20 protein-coding genes are annotated in these 24,874 nt (G+C 65.0%); 13 read left to right on the top strand and 7 right to left on the bottom strand.

Annotation, left to right across the window (positions count from 1 at the left end; translation table 11 throughout):
* Positions 1 to 165: 165 nt before the first annotated feature.
* The gene (locus tag G455_RS0107920) at positions 166 to 801 is read right to left on the bottom strand and encodes an arylesterase (RefSeq protein WP_028093202.1); all 636 of its coding nucleotides are present in this window, start codon (positions 799 to 801) and stop codon (positions 166 to 168) included.
* A 48-nt stretch (positions 802 to 849) separates the two neighbouring features.
* On the opposite strand from G455_RS0107920, the gene G455_RS0107925 reads away from it, so the two are divergent.
* Together G455_RS0107925 and G455_RS0107930 are read left to right on the top strand one after the other, a co-directional pair.
* A complete protein-coding gene (locus G455_RS0107925) occupies positions 850 to 1,536 on the top strand; it encodes an ABC transporter ATP-binding protein (RefSeq protein ID WP_028093203.1) in 687 nt (228 codons plus the stop codon).
* Positions 1,533 to 4,064, top strand: coding sequence for an ABC transporter permease (locus tag G455_RS0107930; RefSeq protein ID WP_028093204.1), 2,532 nt, complete (start codon positions 1,533 to 1,535; stop codon positions 4,062 to 4,064). Before G455_RS0107925 ends, G455_RS0107930 begins: the two co-directional genes overlap by 4 nt.
* Here the strand turns inward: G455_RS0107930 and G455_RS0107935 are convergent.
* A complete protein-coding gene (locus G455_RS0107935; protein ID WP_028093205.1) occupies positions 4,048 to 4,521 on the bottom strand; it encodes an RrF2 family transcriptional regulator in 474 nt (157 codons plus the stop codon). The two genes, G455_RS0107930 and G455_RS0107935, sit on opposite strands and share 17 nt — an antisense overlap.
* 131 nt (positions 4,522 to 4,652) lie before the next feature.
* On the opposite strand from G455_RS0107935, the gene G455_RS0107940 reads away from it, so the two are divergent.
* Complete coding sequence (locus G455_RS0107940) at positions 4,653 to 5,222, top strand: gamma-glutamylcyclotransferase (RefSeq protein WP_028093206.1); 570 nt, start codon at positions 4,653 to 4,655, stop codon at positions 5,220 to 5,222.
* On the opposite strand, the gene gltX is transcribed toward G455_RS0107940, so the two are convergent.
* A complete protein-coding gene (gltX, locus tag G455_RS0107945) occupies positions 5,219 to 6,544 on the bottom strand; it encodes a glutamate--tRNA ligase (RefSeq protein ID WP_028093207.1) in 1,326 nt (441 codons plus the stop codon). The genes G455_RS0107940 and gltX overlap by 4 nt on opposite strands.
* A gap of 93 nt (positions 6,545 to 6,637) precedes the next feature.
* On the opposite strand from gltX, the gene G455_RS0107950 reads away from it, so the two are divergent.
* Positions 6,638 to 7,093: a DUF2267 domain-containing protein gene (locus G455_RS0107950; protein WP_028093208.1), complete on the top strand. Its 456-nt coding sequence runs from the start codon at positions 6,638 to 6,640 to the stop codon at positions 7,091 to 7,093.
* A gap of 75 nt (positions 7,094 to 7,168) precedes the next feature.
* Complete coding sequence (locus G455_RS0107955; RefSeq protein WP_028093209.1) at positions 7,169 to 8,101, top strand: MBL fold metallo-hydrolase; 933 nt, start codon at positions 7,169 to 7,171, stop codon at positions 8,099 to 8,101.
* Positions 8,102 to 8,155: 54 nt separating this feature from the next.
* Here the strand turns inward: G455_RS0107955 and G455_RS0107960 are convergent, their stop codons facing one another.
* The gene (locus tag G455_RS0107960) at positions 8,156 to 9,073 is read right to left on the bottom strand and encodes a DMT family transporter (protein ID WP_051312289.1); all 918 of its coding nucleotides are present in this window, start codon (positions 9,071 to 9,073) and stop codon (positions 8,156 to 8,158) included.
* Between the two features lie 12 nt (positions 9,074 to 9,085).
* Complete coding sequence (locus G455_RS0107965) at positions 9,086 to 10,744, bottom strand: NAD+ synthase (protein WP_028093211.1); 1,659 nt, start codon at positions 10,742 to 10,744, stop codon at positions 9,086 to 9,088.
* Between the two features lie 195 nt (positions 10,745 to 10,939).
* Here G455_RS0107965 and G455_RS0107970 point away from each other — a divergent pair, with 195 nt between their 5' ends.
* Positions 10,940 to 12,340 (top strand): MORN repeat-containing protein, encoded by a 1,401-nt coding sequence (locus G455_RS0107970; protein WP_028093212.1) that lies wholly within the window; start codon positions 10,940 to 10,942, stop codon positions 12,338 to 12,340.
* A gap of 84 nt (positions 12,341 to 12,424) precedes the next feature.
* Here G455_RS0107970 and G455_RS0107975 read toward each other — a convergent pair whose 3' ends face one another.
* The gene (locus G455_RS0107975) at positions 12,425 to 13,699 is read right to left on the bottom strand and encodes an NAD(P)/FAD-dependent oxidoreductase (RefSeq protein WP_028093213.1); all 1,275 of its coding nucleotides are present in this window, start codon (positions 13,697 to 13,699) and stop codon (positions 12,425 to 12,427) included.
* Between the two features lie 420 nt (positions 13,700 to 14,119).
* Here G455_RS0107975 and G455_RS0107980 point away from each other — a divergent pair, with 420 nt between their 5' ends.
* The 7 genes from G455_RS0107980 (at position 14,120) to G455_RS0108010 (ending at position 22,675) form a co-directional block, all read left to right on the top strand.
* Positions 14,120 to 15,694, top strand: a complete 1,575-nt coding sequence (locus G455_RS0107980; protein ID WP_028093214.1) for a 2-isopropylmalate synthase — start codon at positions 14,120 to 14,122, stop codon at positions 15,692 to 15,694.
* A 372-nt stretch (positions 15,695 to 16,066) separates the two neighbouring features.
* The gene (locus tag G455_RS0107985) at positions 16,067 to 17,113 is read left to right on the top strand and encodes a rod shape-determining protein (RefSeq protein WP_028093215.1); all 1,047 of its coding nucleotides are present in this window, start codon (positions 16,067 to 16,069) and stop codon (positions 17,111 to 17,113) included.
* 60 nt (positions 17,114 to 17,173) lie between these two features.
* Positions 17,174 to 18,109, top strand: coding sequence for a rod shape-determining protein MreC (gene mreC / locus G455_RS0107990; RefSeq protein WP_028093216.1), 936 nt, complete (start codon positions 17,174 to 17,176; stop codon positions 18,107 to 18,109).
* Positions 18,102 to 18,641, top strand: a complete 540-nt coding sequence (locus G455_RS0107995) for a hypothetical protein (RefSeq protein ID WP_028093217.1) — start codon at positions 18,102 to 18,104, stop codon at positions 18,639 to 18,641. The genes mreC and G455_RS0107995 overlap by 8 nt, the downstream gene beginning before the upstream one ends.
* Positions 18,638 to 20,581: a penicillin-binding protein 2 gene (gene mrdA / locus G455_RS0108000; RefSeq protein ID WP_028093218.1), complete on the top strand. Its 1,944-nt coding sequence runs from the start codon at positions 18,638 to 18,640 to the stop codon at positions 20,579 to 20,581. Before G455_RS0107995 ends, mrdA begins: the two co-directional genes overlap by 4 nt.
* The gene (gene rodA, locus G455_RS0108005; RefSeq protein ID WP_028093219.1) at positions 20,578 to 21,717 is read left to right on the top strand and encodes a rod shape-determining protein RodA; all 1,140 of its coding nucleotides are present in this window, start codon (positions 20,578 to 20,580) and stop codon (positions 21,715 to 21,717) included. Before mrdA ends, rodA begins: the two co-directional genes overlap by 4 nt.
* Positions 21,718 to 21,739: 22 nt before the next feature.
* On the top strand, positions 21,740 to 22,675 hold the full coding sequence (locus tag G455_RS0108010; protein WP_028093220.1) for a 2-hydroxyacid dehydrogenase: 936 nt from the start codon (positions 21,740 to 21,742) through the stop codon (positions 22,673 to 22,675).
* Between the two features lie 156 nt (positions 22,676 to 22,831).
* Here G455_RS0108010 and G455_RS0108015 read toward each other — a convergent pair whose 3' ends face one another.
* Complete coding sequence (locus G455_RS0108015) at positions 22,832 to 24,844, bottom strand: M3 family metallopeptidase (RefSeq protein WP_028093221.1); 2,013 nt, start codon at positions 24,842 to 24,844, stop codon at positions 22,832 to 22,834.
* Positions 24,845 to 24,874 lie beyond the last annotated feature (30 nt).

Consider the following 24,874-nt stretch of genomic DNA (forward strand, 5'->3'; position numbering starts at 1 on the left):
GGGTCAGAGCGGCTTTAGCGGATATCGGCCCCGGGTGAAAGAGGCGCCGACAGCGCGGGGCTCAGTCCACCGCCCGGACCCCACGCCGGCAAGCCCCTCCGGCAGGTGATTTTGCCCATCAGACGCGGCGTTTCGGGACGCGGCACGTAGGTTTCCCGCCACCCCCTATTGTGCCGCGCGGACCAGCTCCAGCACCTTCGGGCCCAACGCCGCGACGATGCGAGTGACGCCTTCGGCGTTGGGATGGATGCCATCAGCCTGCATGAAAGGTTGTAGCGCCGCCGGATCGCTGCTGATCTCCTGCAACCCCTCGAAGAAACTCGCAGCGTAAAGCGCCCCATGTTCCGCCGCCAGATCGGGATAGATCGCATCGAATTCAGCCTTGTAGTCGGGCCCGTAGTTGCCGGGCGCCTGCATGCCGATCAGCAGCACCTTGACCCCGGCCTGATCCGCCGTGGTCAGGATCGTTTCGAGATTGGCGCGCGTCACCGCCGGGTCGAGCCCCCGCAGCATGTCGTTGCCGCCGAGCGCCACGATCATCGCCTTGACCTCGGGGCTCAGCGTCCAGGCGACCCGCGCGGCGCCCCCGGCGGTGGTATCGCCCGAGACGCCCGCGTTGATCAGCACCGCATCGGCGCCGTGATCGCCAAGCCAGCGTTGAAGCTGCGGCACGAAGCCGTCCCCCTCAGGCAGACCATAGCCCTGCGTCAGGCTGTCGCCCAATGCCGCCACGGTCACCGGCCCGGCCGTTGCCGCCACGCCACAAAGGGCCAGGATCAATGTCATGATAAACTTGTACATTTCGCCGCGCGCTCCATATCCCGAGGGTGCCAGACAAGGATGCCGCCGATGCCCGACCCGATCCTCATGCTCAAAGATGCGGTTTTGTCGCTGGATGGCAATGCGGGGCGGATCGATATCCTGCGCGGCATCTCGCTGCAGGTCGCGGCGGGCGAAACCCTGGGGCTGACCGGCCCGTCTGGATCGGGCAAATCCTCGCTCCTCATGCTGATGGGCGGGCTGGAGCGCGCCACCGGCGGCAGCGTCTGGGCGCTGGATCGCGATCTGACCGCGATGAATGAAGACGCCTTGGCGCGGTTTCGCCGCGATCACATGGGGGTGGTGTTCCAATCTTTCCACCTGATCCCCACCATGACCGCGCTGGAGAATGTGGCCACGCCGCTGGAACTGGCCGGCGCCCGCGACGCCTTTGACCGCGCCCGGGCCGAGCTTGAGGCGGTGGGGCTGGCGCATCGCGCCGGACATTACCCGTCGGAGCTGTCGGGCGGTGAACAGCAGCGGGTGGCGCTGGCCCGCGCCGCAGCACCCCGGCCGCAGATCCTGCTTGCGGACGAGCCCACCGGCAATCTCGACGAGGCGAACGGCCGGGCGATCATGGACATGCTGTTCGATCTGCGCGACCGCCATGGCGCCACGCTGGTGCTGGTCACCCATGCGCCGGAACTGGCGGCGCGCTGCGACCGGGTGGTGCGGCTGCGTGACGGCCAGATCGACCACGAGGTGATCGAGGCATGAGATCGCTCACCCTCGCCCTGCGCTTTGCCCGGCGCGAGCTGCGCGGCGGCCTGCGCGGCTTCGGCATCTTCCTGGCCTGCCTGACGCTGGGCGTTGCCGCCATCGCCGCTGTCGGATCGGTCCGCGCCGCGATCGAGGCGGGACTGACGCGTGAAGGTGCGGCGCTTCTGGGTGGCGATGCCGAGATGGAGTTCACCTATCGCTTCGCCACGGCGGAGGAACGCGACTGGATGGCCCGGACCGCGCTGAAGACATCGGAGATCGTCGATTTCCGCTCCATGGCCGTGGTCGATGGCACTGCCGGTGCGGAGCGGGCGCTGACCCAGGTCAAGGCGGTGGACGACGCCTATCCGCTGGTGGGCCGGGTGCAACTGGCGCCTGACATGCCACTGGATCAGGCGCTTGCCGGGCGGGACGGCCTGCCCGGCGCGGTGATGGAACGGGTGCTGAGCGACCGTCTGGGCCTGGCCCCCGGCGATCGTTTCCGGCTGGGCACGCAGGACTTCGTGTTGATGGCTGCACTGACCAAGGAACCCGACAGCGCCGCGGCAGGCTTCGGCCTCGGTCCCCGGACCATCGTGGCGACCCGGGCGCTCGCCGCCTCCGGTCTGCTGGCGCCGGGGACGCTGTTTTCAACGAAATACCGGCTGCTGCTGCCGGCGGGCCACGATCTGCATCAGCTTGCCGGGGAGGCACGGCAACGCTTTGCGGAAACCGGCATGCGCTGGCGCGATTCCCGTAATGGCGCGCCGGGGGTGAAACAATTCGTCGACCGGCTGGGCGCCTTCCTGGTGCTGGTCGGCCTGTCGGGCCTCGCCGTGGGGGGCATCGGCGTCTCTTCCGCCGTGCGCAGCTATCTGGCGGGAAAGACCGCGGTGATCGCAACGCTGCGCACGCTGGGGGCGGATCGGGCGACGATCTTCCTGACCTATTTCCTGCAGATCGGCGCGCTGTCGGTGCTGGGGATTGCCATGGGGGTGCTGCTGGGCGGTGGGCTGCCGCTGCTGCTGGGGCCTCTGATCGGGGCAGACTTGCCGGTGCCGGCGATCTTCGCGCTTTATCCCAAGCCCTTGGGAGAGGCTGCGATCTATGGCCTGCTGACCGCGCTGATCTTCACCCTCTGGCCACTCGCCCGCACCGAAGAGGTGCGCGCCGCCACGCTCTATCGTGACGCGCTGTCGGGCGCCCGGCTGATCCCGGCGCCGCGCTATCTGCTGGCGATCGGTGCCGCGCTGGCGTTGCTCATCGCGCTGGCGGCGCTCTTCTCAGGGACCTGGGCGTTGACGCTCTGGACCGCCGGCGGCATCGCCGGGGCGCTGGTGCTGCTGGCGCTCACCGCCGGGGCGATGCGCTGGATCGCACGCCGCGCCGCCCCCCTCGCCCATGGCCGCCCGGCGCTGCGGTGGGCGCTCGACGCCATCGCGGCCCGGCAGGAAGGCGCAGGATCGGTGGTGCTGTCTCTGGGTCTTGGCCTTTCTGTCCTTTCCGCCGTGGGGCAGATCGACGGCACCCTGCGCAACGCCATCTCGGGCAATCTGCCCGAGATCGCGCCGTCTTACTTCTTCGTCGATATCCAGAAGGATCAGATGCCCGGCTTTCTGGCCCGGGTGACGGGCGACCCCGGCGTGCACCGCGTCGAAACTGCACCCATGCTGCGCGGCGTGATCACCAGGATCAACGACCGGCCCGCGCGCGAGGTGGCCGGCAATCATTGGGTGATCCGGGGGGACCGCGGCATCACCTATGCCGCCACCCCCGGCGCCAACACCCGCATCACCGCCGGCCAGTGGTGGCCCGAAGATTACGCCGGTCCGCCGCAGATCAGCTTTGCCGCCGAGGAAGCCGCCGAGATGGGGCTGAAACTTGGCGACACCATGACGGTGAATGTGCTGGGCCGCGACATCACCGCCACCATCACCAGCTTTCGCGAGGTCGATTTCTCCAGCGCCGGGATGGGCTTCATCCTGACGATGGACCCGGCCGCGCTGGCCGGCGCACCGCACAGTTTCATCGCCACCGTCTATGCCGATCCGGCGGCCGAGGCACCGATCCTGCGCGACCTGGCCGGGGAATTTCCCAATATCACCGCGATCCGGGTGCGCGACGCCATCGACCGGGTGGCCGAGGTCCTATCGGGCATCGCCGGCGCCACCCGCTGGGGCGCGGGAATTTCCCTGCTGACCGGCTTTCTGGTGCTGATCGGCGCCGCCGCCGCCGGGGTGGGTGCGCGCACGACAGAGGCCGCGATCCTGAAGACACTGGGCGCCACCCGCGCCCGCATCCTGCTGAGCTTTGCCCTACGCAGCGCGCTTCTCGGCGCCGCGGCGGGGCTTGTCGCCCTGGCAGCCGGCATCGCCGGCGCCTGGGCAGTATCGCATAAGGTGCTTGAGACCGCCTTCACCGTAATCTGGCCCGCCGCCCTGCTGGTGGTCACAGGCGGCATCCTCGCCACGCTGATCGCGGGTCTGGTCTTTGCCTGGCTGCCGCTCAAGGCACGGCCAGCCCGCGTTCTCAGATCGCGGGAATAGACACGGTCTTGGCACGGTTGCAGCCGACCGGCTGCAACAGCTCCACCAGATCGAGGTTGTCGCAGATCAGCGCATCCAGCGTCACCTCGTCCAGCGAAGCATAAAAGGCCTGGGCAGCATCCATCAGTGCCAGCCGCAACCGGCAGGCGCTGACCAGCGGACAGGTGTTTTCGGCATCGGCGAAACATTCGGCCAACGGCAGGCTGCCCTCCATCAGGCGGAAGACCTCGCCGATCTGCACCGTTTCGGCGGACCGTGCCAGGCTCATGCCACCATTGCGGCCGCGATGCGTTTGCAGGTATCCGAGCTGGCCAAGCTGGTTGATCACCTGCGCCAGATGGTTTTCCGAGACGTTGCAAACCTGGGCAATCTCGGACTTGGTGACAAGCCGCTCAGGATGCGCGGCACAATACATCAGCAACCGAATGGCGATATTGGTCCGTTTGGTGATCCGCACTGGAAACCCTCTTACTTGGCCGGCCGAGACAATCCCCCCGACTTGGATGATTTGCGCAGTTATGCCAGTCTTACCGAAATGGCGGTTTGACATACATCAATACCGCCCTCGTAACGATACGACGGACAGATATGGCAGACCCCTATTTCTTCGGCTACGGCAGCCTCGTGAACACCTCTACCCATGATTTCGACGATCCCCGCCCGGCCCGGCTGACTGGCTGGCGCCGGGCCTGGCGGCATACCGATCTGCGCCCGGTCGCCTTCCTCACCGCGATCCCCGATCCGCAGGCCGTCATCGAGGGCATGATCGCCCATGTGCCAAACGGCGACTGGGTGGCACTGGATCAAAGGGAATGGGCCTATGACCGGCTGCCGGCGAGCGATGCCGTCAGCCATGCGATCCCGCATGAGATCGACATCGCGGTCTATGCCGTGCCCGATCACCGGCAGAGCAACGAAACGATCCGCCACCCCATCCTCCTGAGCTATCTGGACGTGGTGGTACAGGGCTATCTGCGGGAGTTCGGGGCCGAGGGCGCAGCGCGATTCTTCGCCACCACCGACGGCTGGGACGCACCGATCCTGAACGATCGGGCGGCGCCGCGCTATCCCCGCCACCAGCACCTGAGCCCGGCGGAGGCAGCCTTTGTCGACGACCGCCTCACCACCCTGGGTGCGACGGTCGTGCCGGAGGCTTAGGCCTTCGCCCGCACCTTTTGCAAAAGCGGCATCAGCGCCGCCATCTCGGGCCCATGGTTCATGCCCGTCAGCGCCTTGCGCAGAGGCATGAACAGGCCCCGGCCCTTGCGACCGGTGGCGGCCTTCACCGCTGCGGTCCATTGGCCCCAGGTCTCGGCGGTGAACGGCGGTTCGGGCAACAGCGTCATCGCTTCGGCGATGAACTCTTTATCCTCGTCGTCGATCAGCGGCTCCGCTCCGTCGCGGCAGAGCGTCCACCAGCCATCGAGATCCTTCAGCGTGGAGATATTGTCCCGCGCCATCAGCCAGAAGGGTTCGGCCAGATCGGCCGGCACGCCAAGCGCGTCGATCTCGGCCCGCACGGCCTCCAGCGGCAGCGACTGCAGGTGATGCGCCGTCAGCGGGAACAGGTCATTGACGTCGAACTTGGTCGGCGCCGCACCAAAGCGGGAAATGTCGAACCCCTCGATCAACTCATCCATGGAGGAGCGCAGCTCTACCGGATCGGCCGAACCGAGCCGCGCCATCAGGCTGAGGAGCGCCATCGGCTTGATCCCCTGCGCGCGCAGGTCGCGCAGGGACAGCGCGCCGAGACGTTTCGACAGCGCCTCACCCTGCGGGCCGGTCAGCAGCGAGTGGTGCGCGAAGGCCGGGGCGGTGCCACCCAGCGCTTCGATGATCTGGATCTGGGTCGCGGTATTGGTCACGTGATCGGCACCACGAACGATATTGGTCACGCCCATTTCCATGTCATCGACCACCGAGGCCAGTGTATAGAGGATCTGCCCATCACCACGGATCAGCACCGGGTCGGAGACAGACGCCGCGTCGATCGAGATCGCGCCGAGAATGCCATCCTCCCAGTCGATCCGCTCGCGGTTCAGCAAGAAGCGCCAGACACCATTGCCCCGCTCGGCGCGCAGCGCGTCCTTTTCAGCATCCGACAGCTCCAGCGCGGCGCGGTCATAGACCGGCGGCTTGCCCATGTTGAGCTGTTTCTTGCGTTTCAGATCCAGTTCGGTCGGCGTCTCGAAGGCCTCATAGAAACGGCCCATCGCACGCAGCTTGTCGGCGGCCTCGTGATAGCGGTCCAGCCGTTTGGACTGATATTCGATCCGGTCCCAGCCGATCCCCAGCCACTCCAGATCTTCCATGATCCCGTCGATATATTCCTGCTTCGACCGTTCCTGATCGGTGTCGTCGATCCGCAGGATGAAGGTGCCGCCAGCCTTGCGGGCGATCATGTAATTCATCAGCGCGGTGCGCAGGTTGCCGACGTGGATATAGCCGGTGGGCGACGGGGCGAAACGGGTGGTGATCATTGGGCGTCTCCTATTGCCTGCCGTTTGTCACAGAGGGGGCCGGTTGTCCAGTTCGGGCCGGCGATCTAGGCTTGCGGCAAGGAGGATTCCGCCATGCCGATGCCGCACACTTACCGCCAGGCCAGCCGTGAATGGCGCGCCATGATGGACGATGCCAAGGACCGGATGGGGCTGATTTCCGACAATTCGGCCTATACCGCCCTGCAGGGGGTGCTTTACGTGTTCCGCCGCCGCGTCACCGTGCAGCAGGGGCTGATCTTCGCCTCGATGCTGCCCTGCGTGCCGCGCGCGATCTTTGTCGAGGATTGGGATATCGCGCTGCCGCAACTGCCCTTCGGCAGCCGCGAGGAGATGACCGTCGAGGCCAAGGCGCTGCGCCCCCATCACAATCTGACCCCCGACAATGCGATCGAGGCCACCGCCTGGACCCTGCGCCGCGCGGTGCTGCCCGCCGTCTTCGAGCGCGCCGTCGCCGCCTGCCCGGTGGGCGCGGTAGAATTCTGGCACACCGATGCCGACCCCGCCGAGTTGGGCCCTCGCATCGTCTGACTTTTGCCCGCCTTCCCCTCGCCCAACCAGGCTGCGGCCCTACATAGGACGCAGAGTTCCAGAGGAGTGAAGACCATGACGACCAGCCTGACCCGCCGTGCCGCCCTGGCCGGCGCCGCCGCCCTGCCCCTGACTGCCGCAACCCTCTCCCTACCCGGGGCGGCGCGCGCGCAATCCGCGCCCCACCTGCCCCGCGCCCGCAGCTTCAAGCTGGGCGAAATGGGCGTGACCTCCCTGCTCGACGGTTCTGCCCCGCGCGAGAACCCGCGCGCGATCTTCGGCGGCGGCGCCTCGGAAGAGAAATTCGCCCGTGTTTCCGCCGAGAACTTCATCCCCGCCGACATGGCGCAATTCTATTTCACCCCCACGCTGGTCGAGGTGAACGGCCAGCGGGTGCTGTTCGACACCGGGCTCGGCCAGGGCGGCATCGCCCAGGCGCTGGCGCAGGCCGGCGTCACACCTGACCAGATCGACCTGGTGGTGATCACCCACATGCACCCCGATCATATCGGCGGGCTGATGACCGACGGCGCACCGACCTTCGCCAATGCGCGATATGTCACCGGCCGGGTGGAATATGATTTCTGGTCAAAGGCCGATGCCAGCAAGGGCGCCGGCGCGCTGGTGGCGAAAAACGTCACACCGCTGGCCGAGAAGATGAGTTTCATCGAGGACGGGGCCGAGATAGCGCCGGGCATCACCGCGATGGCGACCTTCGGCCACACGCCGGGGCACATGTCGTATCACCTGGAGAACCACGGACAGCGGCTGATACTGACCGCCGATCTGGCGAACCACTATGTCTGGTGTTTCGCCCATCCGGAATGGGAGGTGAGCTTTGACATGAACAAGGCCGATGCGACCGCCTCGCGCCGCCGGGTGCTGGACATGCTGGCGACAGAAAAGCTGCCGATGATCGGCTATCACATGCCCTTCCCTGCCGCCGGATACGTGGAGACGCGCGGCGAAGGCTTCCGTTTCGTCCCGGTCAGCTATCAGATGATGTGACACCACCCCACCCGCGCCCGCCCCGGGACACGAAACCCCGGCGGCGGGCGCGGACTAGGGGTCGTCCTGTTTCGGCTGCACCATGGTCACGCCGACGACGATTAGGCACAGCGCGCCCCAGACCCAGATCGAATGCCGCTCGCCGAAAAAAATCATGCCCAACAGCACCCCGGTGCCCGTCACCACATAACCGGTCTGCGACGCAAAGACCGGCCCGGCATGCCCGATCAGCCAGATATAGCCCGCATAGGCCACCAGATTGAGCAGCGCGAGCCCCATCACGGCCAGCTCCGGCGCGCCGAAAGCGGTGATGTCGAAACCGGTGCCGGTGATCAGCATCACCGGGGTAATCAGACTGAGCGCGCCCCAGCTCATGCCACACAACGTGGCGGTGGGCCCCATATCGCGGATATCGGCCCAGGCGATCACGATGCTTTCCCCGGAATAGGAGATCGCCACGATCAGCGGCGCCAGGATCCAGATCGCCTGCGCCGGGTCCGGCAGGCTGGTACCCGGCAGCACGATCAGCGCCACGCCGAGCATGCCCAGCACGATGCCCGCCAGCCGCCGCGGCGTCGGTCGCTCCAGCCCCAGCGGCCAGGCCATCAACAGCGTCACCATCGGGAGCAGCGACAAGAGCATCACCATGATACCGATGGGCAAATGACCATAGGCCGTGAAGGAAAGCGCATTGGGCAGCGCCGTGCCCAGAAGACCGGCACTGAGGTAAAGCCGAATATGGCGCCCGCCCAGTGGCAACCGCTGACCGCGCAGCAACAGAACACCGCTCAGGATTCCGGCGGCGAAAAGCGTGCTCCAGAAAGAAATGCCGATGGCGTTATGCCCTGTCGAAATCGCCAGTTTCGTCAGCGGGCCGGTCATTCCCCAGGCAAACCCCGCCAGCGCAACCATCGCCCGAAGTTGCCAGAGATGCGGCGCGGCGGGGCGAAGGCTGAGGTCTGGCGCGGTCATGCCTGGTCCTTTTTAGCTTGGGTCCCGCCAGCGGTTGACGATCGGGTACCGGCGGTCGAGCCAGAACGCCCGTTTGGTCAACCGCGCCCCGGGAGCGGACTGGAAGCGTTTGTATTCACTGATATAAAGCAGATGCTCCACCCGTTTGGCCGTAGCCCGGTCAAAGCCCGCCTCGACACAATCAGCGATTGAACCGTCCCGGTCCACCAGAATATCGAGGATTGCATCCAGTTCAGGATAATCCGGCAGGCTGTCGCTGTCTTTCTGATCAGCGCGCAACTCGGCGCTTGGCGGTTTGTCGATCACGCGCGGCGCGATCACCTCGCCTTCCGGGCCCTTCATCCAGGACCGGTGATTGGCGTTGCGCCAGCGGCAGGTCTCGAACACCCGGGTCTTGTAGAGATCCTTGATCGGGTTATAGCCGCCCGCCATGTCGCCATAGATGGTGGCATAGCCCACCGCCACTTCGGACTTATTGCCGGTTGTCAGCAACATCTCGCCGAACTTGTTCGACATTGCCATCAGCAGCAGCCCGCGCAGGCGCGACTGGATGTTTTCCTCGGTCAGATCGGGTTCACGCCCCTCGAAGAGCGGCGCCAGAGTATTGGTGATGGCGGCGCGTCCCTCGGCGATCGGGACATAGTCGTAGTGGCACCCCAGCGCCTTGGCGACTGCCTCGGCGTCCTCCAGCGACTCCCGGCTGGTGTATTCAGACGGCAGCATGACGCAGCGCACGTTTTCCGCCCCCAGGGCATCGACGGCGATGGCCGCGACAATGGCCGAATCGATACCGCCCGACAGCCCCAGCAGCACTTTCGAAAACCCGGTCTTGCCCATGTAATCGCGCAAAGACTGCACCATCACGCGATAGTCCTGCTCCCAATCCGAAGCATGGACATGCTCCTCACCGGGCAGGATGCGCCAACCATCGGCGCCCTGTTCCAGGTCGATATGGGCGATCGCCTCGTCGAACTGCGGCATCTGGAACGCCAGTTTGCCGCCCGGGTTCAGCCCGAAGCTGGCGCCATCGAACACTTGATCGTCCTGACCACCCACCATGTTCAGATAGATCAGCGGCAGACCGGTCTCGACCACGCGGGCGACCATATGGGTCAGCCGCACGTCATGCTTGCCGCGGAAATAGGGCGATCCGTTGGGCACGAGCAGGAATTCCGCCCCGGTCTCGGCCAGAGTCTCAGCCACTTCCTCGTGCCAGGCATCTTCGCAGATCGGGCTGCCGATACGGGTATTGCCCACCGAATAGGGGCCGCCCAGCGGACCGGAATCAAAAATCCGCACCTCGTCGAAGACCAGCTCATTGGGCAGGTTATGCTTCAGCATCCGGCTGGCGATCTGCCCGCCCTTGAGGATGAAATAGGCGTTGAAAAGCTGATCGCCCTCGACCCAGGGGCCACCGATGGCCAGCGCCGGGCCATCCGCGACCTCGGCCGCCAGTGCCTTGATCGCTTCCATCGCGTCGATCTGGAAGGCCGGCTTCATCACCAGATCCTGGGTGTTGTAACCGGTAATGAACATCTCGGGCAGCGCCACCAGATCGGCCCCGGCGGCACGTCCCTCCTCCCAGGCCGCGAGCGCCTGCGCCGCATTGCCCTTCAGATCGCCCATCACCGGATTGAGCTGCGCCAGCGTCACGCGAAACCGGCCCGACATCCCCTGTTCCATCCTGACCTCGTGCCCTTTGTGCGTTCCAAGTCCTCTGAAGGCCATTTAACAGATCCCGCCCCGAGGGAAAGGCCGAGAGCAGCCGAGAGGGGGAAAAGACATTGCCTGTCCCCTGCCCCTCGCCTAGTTTCCGGGAGACTTTCGCAGGATCGCGGCACAACGTTGAAGCAGGCAGGACGTCCGATGAAAAATCTTGGCATGGCATTGGCGGCGGCGGCGACCGGACTGGCCCTGAGCGGCGCGGCGCGGGCGCAGGATTCTCAAGTTCTGACCACCGAGGACGATATCGGCGGCGTGTACGAGGGCACCTTCCGCGGCGGGTTGCAGCATGGCACCGGCACCTACCGGCTGCCCAACGGCTATGAATACACCGGCGAATGGGTGGACGGGGAAATCAAGGGCAAGGGCACCGCGCGCTTTCCCAACGGCTCGGTCTATGAGGGTGAGTTCGCCAAGGGCAAGCCGAACGGACTGGGCAAGATCACCTTTGCCGACGGCGGCACCTATGAAGGCGACTGGGCCGACGGGGTGATCAACGGCCAGGGGGTGGCGACCTATGCCAATGGCGTGCGCTACGAGGGTGGCTTCAAGAACGCCCAGCATGACGGCTACGGGGTGATGACAAGCCCCGGCGGCTATGAATACCGCGGCGACTGGGTGAATGGCGAGAAACAGGGCCATGGGGTGATCACCTATCCCGATGGGGCGGTCTATGACGGCGCCATCGAGGCCGGCCAGCGTTCGGGTGAGGGCAAGCTGACCCTGCCCGACGGGCTGAGCTATGTGGGGAACTGGGCCGACGGGCAGATCAACGGCCAGGGCACGCTGACCCAGGCCAATGGCGACGTCTATGTCGGCGATCTGGTCGCCGGCCGGCGCGAGGGCAAGGGCAAGGTCACCTATGCCAATGGCGATACCTACGAGGGCGAATTCGCCGACGACCGCCGCAACGGTCAGGGCACCTTCACCGGCAGGGATGGTTATATCTATACTGGCGACTGGGTGGCCGGACAGATCGAGGGCCAGGGTCATGTCACCTATCCCGACGGCTCGGTCTATGAGGGCCAGTTCCGCGCCGATCTGGCCGATGGCACCGGCAAGATCACCTATCCCGATGGCTCGACCTACGAGGGCGAGTGGAAAGCCGGGGTGATCGACGGCGAGGGCACCGCCACCTATCCCAATGGCATCGTCTACAAGGGGCAGTTCAAGAACGCCAAGAACGACGGCTATGGGGTGATGACCTATGCCGACGGCTATCGCTACGAGGGCGAGTGGAAAGAGGGCCAGCGCGACGGTCAGGGCAAGGCCACCTATGCCGACGGCTCGGTCTATGAGGGGCGGTTCGTTCAGGGCCAGCGCGATGGCGAAGGCGAGATCACCATGACCGACGGCTTCCACTACAAGGGACAATGGTCAGGCGGCGAGATCAACGGCAAGGGCGTGGCCACCTATGCCAATGGCGATGTCTATGAGGGCACGTTCAAGAACGGCAAGCGGCAGGGCGACGGCACCATGCGTTACGCCACCGGTCAGGAAGCCAGCGGCACCTGGGAAAACGGCGCATTGAAGACCGGCGACTGAGGCCGGTCACCGGCGCTAAACCGCCCCTGGCATCCGGCCCCATGTGAGCCATGTGAGCCCACGAGGGCCGGCATGATCCCGGGCTCATTCCCCCTTGAGCTTGTGGATCTTGGCCAGCTTCATCACGAAGCGTTCATAGAACGGCTCGCTGACGCCGGTGCGGATCTTTCGCATGAAATACCACTCAAAGACCAGCTTGGCCCAATGGACCCAGCGCCCCTCTGCCGCCCAGTTGACGTTGCGCGGCGGCACCTGCGGCATTGCCAGGAATGCGGCGCCACGATCGCCAAAATCGGCTAGGCAAAGCGCGTTCCAGGTAGGCTGATAGGTCGGCTCTTGGCCCGCGATCAGCAGCGGGATGTTCTTGGCGGTGGCCGTCACCATGCTTTCGATCATGAAGCCAGTCTTCGGCACGCCGGTCGGCACCGGGGTGGGGTCCGGCGGCGCGATGGCGATGCAGACCCCGATCCCGAAGATATTGGGGTATTTCGGGTTGCGCTGATATTCGTCGGTCAGGACAAAGCCGCGCGGGTTCACCAGCCCCTCGAGCCCCATCAGCGCCGGAATGCCGCGGAAGGCGGGCAGCATCATCGAATAGGAGAAGGGAAGTTCGTATGTCTTCTTCTCGGCGCCGTCGTCATCCACCTGGGTGACATAGACGGTGCCGTCGGCGAACTTGTCGACCTTGGCATTGGTGATCCACTTGATATCCCGGTCGCGCATGATGCTTTCCATCATGCCCTTGGTATCGCCGACACCATTGAGCCCCATATGACCGACATAGGGTTCCGAAGTCACGAAGGTCATCGGCACCTTGTCGCGGATCTTGCGCCGGCGCAGGTCTGTATCCAGCGTCATGGCGAATTCATAGGCCGGCCCGAAACAGGAGGCGCCCTGCACCGCCCCCACCACGATCGGCCCCGGGTTGGCACAGAAGGCCTCCCAATTCTTGCCCGAGATCTCGGCATGTTCGATCTGGCAGATCGAATTGGTCAGCGCCTCGGGCCCGAAGCCCTCGATCTCGTCAAAGGCCAGATCGGGGCCGGTTGCGATCACCAGATAATCATAGCTGACCTCTCGGCCGCTCTGCAGATGGATGATCTGGGCGTCGGGATCGAGTTTGACCGCGCCGTCGCAGATGAAGTCGATATCACGCCGGGACATCACCGGAGCGAGGTCGATGGTGATCTCTTCCTTCTTTCGCCAGCCGATCCCGGCCCAGGGGTTCGAGGGCGTGAACTGGAAATAAGGCTTGTTCGAAATCACCGTGACCTTGTCCGTCGCGGCAAGAGCGTCGCGCAGCTCATAGGCCTGGATGGTTCCGCCCAGCCCCGCCCCCAGGATAACCACATGCGTCATTTTCGATCCTCCAAGATACTGCCAGCGACCGGTCGCACCCCGATCGGGCCCCCTGCCTGTCGCAGATCCTCCGCGCCGAACCATCCGGCGGGCCTCCCTGATCCTGAACATATTCGAAAATCAAAACATATCAAACAGGAACGCTTCCCCGGAACCGAGAATCCACCGGGCAGGCACCGCCGCCATCCGACGTCTTGCCCCCACGCGGCGAAGTTTGGCCTTTTCTTTTCTGCAGCTCCCGGTATATGGTTCGCCCCATGACCAGCCACGCACATATCCCGACCCGGACCGCTTTTTGCGGCGCGTCGCTGCGTGGCCTACTGATCCTAACCCGCCTCTGAGCGTGCCCTTCGGCGCGCCCGCTCAGAGGAGGACGCCTGCGCGCCACGAGGCTTTAGGACAGATACGAAAGTTACCGACATGACCACTGCATCCGACAAAGACCGCGTCTTGATTTTCGACACGACTCTGCGCGACGGCGAACAGAGCCCGGGCGCCACCATGACCCATAACGAGAAGCTGGAGATCGCCGGCCTGCTCGATGACATGGGCGTCGATATCATCGAGGCCGGCTTCCCGATCGCCTCGGAAGGCGATTTCCACGCGGTGTCCGAGATCGCGACGAATTCGAAGAATTCGGTGATTTGCGGGCTGGCCCGCGCCAATTTTGCCGATATCGACCGTTGCTGGGAGGCGGTGAAACACGCCGCCAAGCCGCGCATCCATACCTTTATCGGCACCTCGCCGCTGCACCGGGCCATCCCGAACCTGACGATGGACGAGATGGCGCAGAAGATCCACGAAACCGTCAGCCACGCCCGCAACCTGTGCGACGATATCCAATGGTCGCCGATGGATGCGACGCGGACGGAATGGGATTACCTCTGTCGGGTGGTGGAAATCGCCATCAAGGCCGGCGCCACCACCATCAACGTGCCCGATACCGTCGGCTACACCGCGCCGGAAGAAAGTGCCTCGCTGATCCGGCGACTGATCGAGACCGTCCCCGGCGCCGATGAGGTGATCTTCGCCACCCATTGCCACAATGATCTGGGCATGGCGACGGCGAACGCGCTGGCCGCCGTCGCCGGCGGCGCACGGCAGATCGAATGCACCATCAACGGGTTGGGCGAACGCGCCGGCAACACCGCGCTGGAAGAGGTGGTGATGGCGCTGAAGGTGCGCCATGACATTATGCCCTGGACCACCGGCGTCGACAGCAGCAAGATCATGCATATCTCGCGCCGCGTCGCCACGGTGTCGGGCTTTCCGGTGCAGTTCAACAAGGCCATCGTCGGCAAGAACGCCTTTGCGCATGAATCCGGCATCCACCAGGACGGCATGCTGAAGAACAAGGAAACGTTCGAGATCATGCGCCCCGAGGACGTGGGTCTCACCGGGTCCAGCCTGCCGCTTGGCAAGCATTCGGGCCGCGCGGCGCTGCGCGACAAGCTGAAACAGCTCGGCCATGAGGTTGGCGACAACCAGCTTCGCGACATCTTTATCCGCTTCAAGGAGCTCGCTGATCGCAAGAAAGAGGTCTACGACGACGATATCGTCGCCCTCGTCGGCGCCACATCGGATGCGGGAGAGGACAAGCTTCAGATCGTGTCGCTCAAGGTGCTCTGCGGCACCGGCGGCCCGGCGGAAGCCACGCTGGAAATGGAAATCGACGGCAAGGAGATGATCGCCACCGAACATGGCGACGGCCCGGTCGATGCCAGCTTCAAGGCGGTGCGCGCGCTTTACCCGAACAAGGCGCATCTGCAGCTCTATCAGGTCAGTGCCGTGACCGAGGGCACCGATGCCCAGGCCACCGTGACCGTGCGTCTGGAAGAGGACGGCATGATCGTCACCGGCCAGTCGGCGGATACCGACACGGTGGTTGCCTCGGCCCGCGCCTATGTCAACGCGCTGAACCGCCTGGCGGTACGCCGCCAAAAGACCGGTCCCGGCGCAGATACCCGTGAAATCTCTTACAAAGACATGCACTGATCTTGTGCCGCCGGCGCGAAGGCCCCCTTTCGCGCCGGCAATCTCTCTGGCCTCCGCCTGCGCCGCTTCGAAGCGAGGCCCCCATCCCCGACAGGCCGGCACACTCCCCACCAGCTGAAAATAGTCCCCCACGATCAGTGGCGTGTCACATGATCGCGCGATGGCGAAACAGCTTTCCCTCCGCCGACTGTCCGCCCCGAAAATGCACAGCAGGGGCGCCTGCCGGGCGTCTGCCGGCAGCGGGCGGCGAAAAGGCGCGCCCCGCCGGATTCCACCCTTTCGCCCGATGCCGCTGCCGCATATAAGGCAAAAGTCAAGCGTCCCCGGGAATCGAGGGGCACATCTGTAGCATTTCAGCAGGATCTCACAGGAATGGCGGTGTTTGGAAATCTGGGCGGTCTCTTTTCTTCGGATATGGCGATCGACCTCGGCACGGCGAATACGCTGGTCTATGTCAAAGGCCGGGGTGTGATCCTGTCGGAACCCTCGGTGGTGGCCTATCACGTCAAGGACGGCGTGAAGAAGGTTCTGGCCGTGGGAGAGGATGCCAAGCTGATGCTGGGCCGGACCCCCGGCTCGATCGAGGCCATTCGCCCGATGCGCGAAGGCGTGATCGCCGACTTCGACACCGCCGAAGAGATGATCAAGCACTTCATCCGCAAGGTGCACAAACGCTCGACCTTCTCGAAACCGAAGATCATCGTCTGCGTGCCCCATGGCGCCACCCCGGTTGAAAAACGTGCGATCCGCCAGTCGGTTCTGTCCGCCGGCGCCCGCCGCGCCGGGCTGATCGCCGAACCGATCGCCGCCGCCATCGGAGCCGGCATGCCGATCACCGATCCCACCGGCAACATGGTTGTCGATATCGGCGGCGGGACCACCGAAGTGGCGGTGCTGTCGCTGGGCGATATCGTCTATGCCCGTTCGGTCCGTGTCGGCGGTGACCGCATGGACGAGGCCGTGATCTCCTACCTGCGGCGCAACATGAACCTGCTGATCGGCGAAAGCACCGCCGAGCGGATCAAGACCACCATCGGCACCGCACGGATGCCCGACGACGGGCGCGGCACCTCGATGCAGATCCGCGGGCGTGACCTGCTGAACGGCGTCCCGAAGGAGATCGAGGTCACCCAGGCGCAGATCGCCGAGGCGCTGGCCGAACCGGTACAGCAGATCTGCGAGGCGGTGATGACCGCACTGGAAACCACGCCCCCCGATCTGGCCGCCGATATCGTCGACCGCGGCGTGATGCTGACCGGTGGCGGTGCGCTGCTGGGCGATCTGGATCTGGCGCTGCGCGAACAGACCGGGCTGGCGGTGTCGATCGCTGACGAAAGCTTGAACTGCGTCGCCCTTGGCACCGGCAAGGCGCTGGAATACGAAAAACAACTGCGCCACGCCATCGACTACGATAGCTGAGCCCGGCGCAAGGTTTGACGGCAGCCGGGTGTTCGCGCCCGGCATGACGGAAGGAAGCCATTGGCCAGAGACCGTTCGCAGCGCGACGATTACACCGCCCCCCTGCGCCGGCTGGTGCTTGGGATTGTCGTTCTCTGCCTGATCGGCATCTTTCTGGTTTGGCGCATCGACAGCCCGCGGGTCGAGCGGTTTCGCGCCCAGGTGGTCGACCGGGTGGTGCCGTCGATGGATTGGGCGATGGCCCCGGTCACCGGCACCATCAACCTGCTGCGCGATTTCAAAAGCTATCGCCAGCTTGCCGAGCAGAACCAGGAACTGCGCCGCGAGCTACGCCAGATGAAGGCCTGGAAAGAGGCGGCGCTGCAGCTTGAGCAGGAAAACGCCCGCCTGCTGGATCTGAACAATGTCCGGCTCGACCCGCGGCTGACCTATATCACCGGCGTGGTGCTGGCCGACAGCGGCTCTCCGTTCCGTCAATCGGTCCTATTGAACGTCGGCGCCCGCGACGGCATCCGCGATGGATGGGCGGCGATGGATGGCATCGGCCTGGTCGGGCGCATCTCCGGCACCGGAGAAAACACTTCCCGGGTGATCCTGCTGACCGATGCCTCCAGCTCGATCCCCGCGATCATCCAGCCGTCGGGACAGACCGCGCTGATCACCGGCAACAACACCGCCGCTCCGCTGATCGACTTTCTGGAAAACCCCGACCTGGTGCGCCCCGGCGACCGGGTGATCACCTCGGGCGATGGTGGCGTGTTCCCCGCCGGGCTGCTGATCGGACAGGTCGCGGCCGATCCGACGGGGCGGCTGCGGGTGCGACTGGCGGCAGATTACGAACGGCTGGAGTTCCTGCGGGTACTGCGCCACCATGGCACCGAGACGGTAACCGACCCCGGCGGGATCGTGCTGCCCTCGGGCCCGGACAATCCCGCTCCGCTTGCCCCCGACACCGGGGAGGGCGCGGCGCAGACCGGGGCGGATGGCAATGGCTAATTTCTCCGCATCTCGTCTGTGGCTGATGCGGGCCGCCTTTCTCGGCCTCGGGGTGCTGATCATCTTCTTCCACCTGCTGCCGCTCGATACCGTCCCGCGCCGCTGGGCGCCTCCCGATCTTCTGATCGCCTTTTCCTTCGCCTGGTGCCTGCGTCGTCCCGACTATGCGCCGCTGCTGATCATTGCCGGTGTCATGCTGCTGGCCGATCTGCTTTTCCAGCGCCCGCCCGGGCTGATGGCGCTTCTGGTGGTTCTGGGCAGCGAGTATCTGAAAAGCCGCGCCGCGACGTTGCGCGGGGCCAGCTTTGTCGCCGAATGGCTGGCGGTCTGTCTGACCCTGCTGGCGATCACCGTGCTGAACCGGCTGGTCCTGTCGATCCTCGCGGTCGAACAGGCGCAGCTCAGCCTCAGCCTGATCCAGATGCTGATGACCATGCTGGCCTATCCGCCGGTGGTACTGGTGACACAATCCCTAATGGGGGTGAGCAAACTGACCCCCAGCGATGCCGAAGCCATGGGAGGCCGCGCATGAGACGCAATCCCCGCGAATTGTCGCTGTTGCAACGCAGCACCAGTCGCCGCACCCTTCTGGTCGGCGGCCTGCAACTGGCCTTTGCCGGAGGCCTGGCCCTGCGCATGCGCTATCTGCAGATCGACCAGGCCGATCAGTTTCGCCTGCTGGCCGAAGAGAACCGGATCAACATCCGCCTGATCCCCCCCGCGCGCGGCAAGATTTTCGACCGCAACGGCAATGTGCTGGCGCAGAACTCTCCCAGCTACCGCATCGTCATCGTGCGCGAGGATGCCGGCGATGTCGATCAGGTGCTGCAACACCTCTCGGAACTGATCCCGCTGGATCAGGAAGAGCTTGACCGGGCGCTGACCGAAATGCGCCGCAGCCCGCCCTTTCTGCCAGTGACGCTTGCCGACCAGAGAGGGTGGGACGATATCTCGAAGGTCGCGGTCAACGCCCCTGCCCTGCCCGGCATCACTCCTGAGGTGGGCCTGACCCGCATCTATCCCCGTGGCGCCGATTTCGCCCATGTGATCGGTTATGTCGGCCCGGTCAGCGATTACGATCTCAGCAAGCTGGAAGACCCCGAACCGGTGTTGCGCATCCCGCGGTTCCAGATCGGCAAGGTCGGGCTCGAGGCGAAACGCGAAGAGATGCTGCGTGGCAAGGCCGGTGCCAAGCGGGTCGAGGTCAACGCTACCGGTCGCGTCATGCGCGAGCTCGACCGCCGAGAAGGCCAGCCCGGCGCCGATCTGCAACTGACGCTGGATGCCGAACTTCAGAATTACGTCCAGGCCCGGCTTGGCAGCGAAAGCGCCAGCGCCGTGGTGCTCGATTGCGAAACCGGCGACCTGCGCGCCATCGTCTCGGCGCCGAGCTTCGATCCCAATCTTTTCGTGCGCGGCATCTCGGTCGCCGATTACAGCAAGCTGACCGAAGACCCACACCGCCCCCTGTCCTCGAAATCGGTGCAGGGGGTCTATCCGCCCGGCTCCACCTTCAAGGTGATTACCGCGCTCGCGGCACTGGAGGAGGGCATCATCGGCCCCACCGATACCGTCTATTGCCCCGGGTATCTTGAGGTCTCGGGCCGCCGGTTCCACTGCTGGCGGCGCGGCGGCCATGGCCATGTGGACCTTGAAACCTCGCTGAAACAAAGCTGCGACGTCTATTATTACGATCTCGCCATGAAGGTCGGGATCGACAAGATTTCTGCCATGGCCCAACGCTTTGGCATCGGCGTGCGCCATGATCTGCCGATGTCCGCCGTTGCCCGCGGCCTGGCCCCGAACCGCGACTGGAAACAGCGCGTGCACGGTCAGGAATGGCTGATCGGCGATACAGCCAACGCCTCGATCGGCCAGGGCTACATGCTCGCCTCGCCGCTGCAACTGTCGGTGATGACCGCCCGTGTCGCCACCGGGAGGTCGGTCACGCCGCGGCTGATCAAGTCGATCGACGGCATCGAACAACCCTCGGGCGCGGGCGAGGCGATGGAGCTGAACCCGGTCAACCTGCGCATGCTGCGCAAGGGGATGTATGCGGTCTCGAACGACCGGCGCGGCACCGCCTACGGCAGCCGGATCATCGAGGACGCATTCCGCATGGCCGGCAAGACCGGCACCAGCCAGGTCCGCAACATCACCGCCGCCGAACGCGCCTCAGGCGTGGTCCGCAACGAGGATCTGCCCTGGGAACGGCGGGACCATGCGCTGTTCGTCTGCTTCGCCCCCTATGACAAGCCGAAATACGCGGTCTCGGTGGTGATCGAACACGGCGGCGGCGGCTCGTCGGTGGCGGCGCCGGTGGCCCGCGACATCATGCTCCAGGCGCTTTACGGCGATACCCCGCCGCTGACCGCCTATCCGGCCAAGGACCGGTCGCGAGTGAAAGAGTTGCAGGACCGCCTGCGCCGCGAACGCCTGCGCCGCGACGAAGAGGAAAGCGGCCGCGCATGAGTTATCTCGAATATGCCGTCAAATCCGCGCCAACCGGATTTCGCAAGGTCCTCTATCTGAACTGGCCGCTGACGCTGCTGCTGATGTCGGTCGCCGGCGTCGGTGTCCTGATGCTCTATTCCGTCGCCGGCGGCTCCTTCACCCCCTGGGCCGAACCGCAGATCAAGCGTTTCGTGCTCGGACTGGCGGTGATGTTCTCCATCGCCATGGTGCCGATCTGGTTCTGGCGCAACATGGCCGCGGTGGCCTATGGGCTGTCGGTGCTGCTCTTGTTCGCGGTGGAGTTCTTCGGGTCGATCGGCATGGGGGCACAGCGCTGGATCGACCTGGGCTTCATGCGGCTGCAGCCCTCCGAACTGACCAAGATCACCCTGGTGATGATGCTGGCCGCCTATTACGATTGGTTGCCCGCACAAAAGACATCGCGCCTGTTCTGGGTGCTGGTGCCGGTGGTGTTGATCCTGCTACCGACCTTTCTGGTGCTGAAACAGCCCGATCTCGGCACCGCGCTGCTGCTGTTGATCGCCGGGGCCGGCGTGATGTTCCTGGCCGGCGTTCACTGGGGCTATTTCGCATTCGTCCTGGCCATCAGCATCGGCCTTGTCACCGCAGTCTTCGAATCCCGCGGCACCCCCTGGCAACTGCTGAAGGATTACCAATACCGTCGGATCGACACCTTCCTCGACCCCGGCAGCGACCCGCTGGGGGCGGGCTATCACATCACCCAATCGAAGATCGCCCTGGGATCGGGCGGCTGGGCCGGACGCGGTTTCATGCAGGGCACGCAATCGCGGCTGAACTTCCTGCCCGAGAAACACACCGACTTCATCTTTACCACCCTGGCCGAGGAATTCGGCTTTATCGGCGGAGTGTCGCTTCTGACACTCTATGCGCTGATCATTGTCTTCTGCATCGCCTCGGCGATCTCAGAACGCGACAGGTTCTCATCGCTCGCCACTATGGGGATCGCCATCACCTTCTTCCTGTTCTTCGCGGTGAACATGTCGATGGTGATGGGACTGGCGCCGGTGGTGGGCGTGCCGCTGCCGATGGTCAGCTATGGCGGTTCAGCCATGCTTGTCCTGATGGCCGCCTTCGGCATCGTGCAAAGTGCGCATGTCCACCGACCGCGCTGATCCAGATCACACGGAAGTATTCATGACCACCAATATCCTCTTTCTCTCCACCCCGAAACGCTGGGCCGAATATGAGCCCCCGCTGACCCATGCGCTTGCCGCCACCGGCCTCGACTTTCGGCTGGCCGAGGAGCTGCCGGCAGCCGAGGTCGACTACATCGTCTATGCGCCCGGAGGCGCCACCGATCACGATTTCACCCAATTCCCCCGATTGAAGGCGGTGCTCAGCCTTTGGGCCGGGATCGAGACGGTGATCGAAAACCCCACCCTGACGGCGCCGCTGGCGCGAATGGTCGATCATGGTCTGACCCAGGGCATGGTGGAATGGGTCACCGGCCATGTGCTGCGCCATCATCTGGGGATGGATGCCCATATCCTCGGCCAGAATGGCATCTGGGAGCCGATCGCGCCCCCCCTGGCGCGGGACCGGAGAGTAACAATCCTTGGCCTCGGCACGCTCGGCACCGCCTGCGGTCGGGCGCTCGCCTCTCTCGGCTTCCCGGTCAGCGGCTGGAGCCGCAACCCCAAGACGGTCGAGGGCATTACCTGCCTCTCCGGCCCCGACGGGTTGAAACAGGCGCTGTCGACAGCCGATATCCTGGTGCTGCTGCTGCCCGACACCCCGGCAACCCGCGACCTCCTGAATGCACAGACGATAGCCCAACTGCCCCAAGGCTCCGTCGTCCTGAACCCTGGACGTGGCACGCTGATCGAGGATGCAGCGCTGCTGGCAGCGCTCGACAGCGGCCAGATCGCACACGCCACGCTCGACGCCTTCCGGATCGAACCGCTGCCCGCCGATGATCCCTATTGGGCGCACCCGAAGGTTACCGTCACCCCGCATATCGCATCGGAAACACGCGCTACCACCGCATCGGAAGTGATCGCGGAAAACGTCCGGCGTGGCGAGGCGGGAGAGCCGCTGTTGCATCTGGTCGACCGCGCTCTGGGCTATTGAGGCGCCCGGCGTTCTTGTCGGTTTTTCCGTATTTGAGACGAGAAGAAGCCGGAAGGCGCCGCGCCCCTCCCAGCCAGCGCGAGGCAGCCCCTAAGCGGGGCCGCCGCTTCTTCTCGGTCCAAGTACGGCCGCCGGAGGCTTGCGCCGCAGGCGCAATCAGACCGCCAGGCCACGCCCCTTGAGCAGCGCCTCGACTCCCGGCAGACGGCCGCGGAAAGCCTTGTAGAGCTCTTCCGGATCCTCCGAGCCTCCCTTCGACAGGATGTTGTCTTCCAGAGACTTGGCCCGCGCGGGATCAAAGGCGTTGCCCGCCTCCTCGAAAGAGGCAAAGGCGTCAGCATCCATCACTTCGGACCACATGTAGCTGTAATAGCCCGAGCTATAGCCATCGCCCGAGAAGACATGGGCGAATTGCGGCGTTGCGTGGCGCATGCCGATGGCGTGCGGCATCCCCAGCTCGGCCAGAACCGAGGCCTGTTTCGCCATCGGATCAACCGGCGCCGGGCCGTCGTGGAATTCCAGATCGACCAGGGCCGAGGCCACATATTCCACCGTCTGGAACCCCATGTCGAAGGTCGCGGCCTTCAGCACCTTGTCGCGCATCGCCTCGGGCATCGGCGCGCCGGTCTCAACATGGGTGGCGAATTCGCTCAAGACCTCGGGCACCTCAAGCCAATGCTCGAAAAGCTGGCTCGGCAATTCGACGAAATCGCGCGCCACCGAGGTGCCCGAGATGCTCTCATAAGTCACATTCGACAGCATCTGATGCAACGCGTGGCCAAATTCGTGAAACAGCGTCCGCGCATCGTCATAGGACAGAAGCGCCGGCGTCGATTTGGCGAAGTTGCAGACGTTGATCACCACCGGCGTCTGAACGTCCGGGTATTTCGCCTGGCTGCGCATCGCCGAACACCAGGCCCCCGAGCGCTTAGAGCCGCGCGCGAAATAGTCCCCGATGAAGATCGCCAGATGCTGGCCGTTCCGTGTCACGTTCCAGGCCAGGCAATCGGGATGATAGAGTTCCACGTCAAGCGGTTCGAACTCCACCCCGAACAGGCGGTTGGCGCAGGCAAAGGCCGCCTCGCGCATCTTTTCAAGCTGCAGATAGGGTTTCAGTGCCGCTTCATCGAGGTCATAGTCCGCGCGGCGCCGCTTCTCGGCATAGTAGCGCCAGTCCCAAGGCTCCAGATCGCCATTGCCGCCCTCGGCATGCATCATCCGGGTCAGGATTTCGCCATCCGCCTCCGCCCGCGCCTTGGCCGGGCCCCAGACGTCCATCAACAGCTCCTTCACCCGGGCGGGCGTCTTGGCCATTTCGGTTTCCAGCTTGAAGGCGGCGAAATTCTCATACCCCAACAGATGCGCGCGTTCCTCACGCAGCTTGAGGATTTCGGCGGCGATGGCGCGGTTGTCGGTCTTGCCGCCATTGGCGCCGCGCGCGGCCCAGGCCAGATAGGCCTTCTCGCGCAGATCGCGGCGGGAGGAGAATTGCAGGAAGGGCACGATCAGCGACCGCGACAGGGTGATCACCGGCCCCTCGGCGCCCTTCTCCTCCCTCGCCGCGCGGGCGGCGGCGAGGACGAAGTCGGGCAGGCCATCGAGATCGGCCTCGGACAGTTCCATGAACCACTCGCTCTCATCGGCCAGCAGGTTCTGGGTGAATTCGGTGCCCAGCACCGCCAGCCGCGCCTTGATTTCCTTCATCCGCGCCTCGGCCTCCCCCTCCAGCGCGGCGCCGGAGCGGACGAAGCCGCGATGGGTCAGCATCAGCACCCGCTCCTGCTCCGGCATCAGCCCCAAATCGTCCTTGCGGGCCCAGAGATCGGCCACCCGGGCGAACAGCGCCTTGTTGGCCGAAATCTCGGCCCAGTGCTTGGCGAGGCGGGGGGAGAAATCGCGCTGCAGCTCCTGCCGCTTGGGGTTGCTGTCGGCACCCGCCACGGTGAAGAAGACCGACAGAACCTTGTCGAGATCGCGCCCGGCGCCTTCCAGCGCCTCGATGGTATTGGCGAAGCTCGGCGCCTCGGGATTTTCGGCAATCGCGGTCATCTCGGCGTCATGCTCGGCCAGCGCCACATCCAGCGCCGGGGCGAAATCCTCGTCGCCGATCTGGTCGAAGGGGGCAATCTCGAACGGGGTCTTCCAGTCAGAGAGGATCGGGTTGGTCATCGGGTATCTCCTTTGCCGCACAAGCTAGGG

Source organism: Pseudodonghicola xiamenensis DSM 18339 (assembly GCF_000429365.1).
Classification (GTDB): Bacteria; Pseudomonadota; Alphaproteobacteria; order Rhodobacterales; family Rhodobacteraceae; genus Pseudodonghicola; species Pseudodonghicola xiamenensis.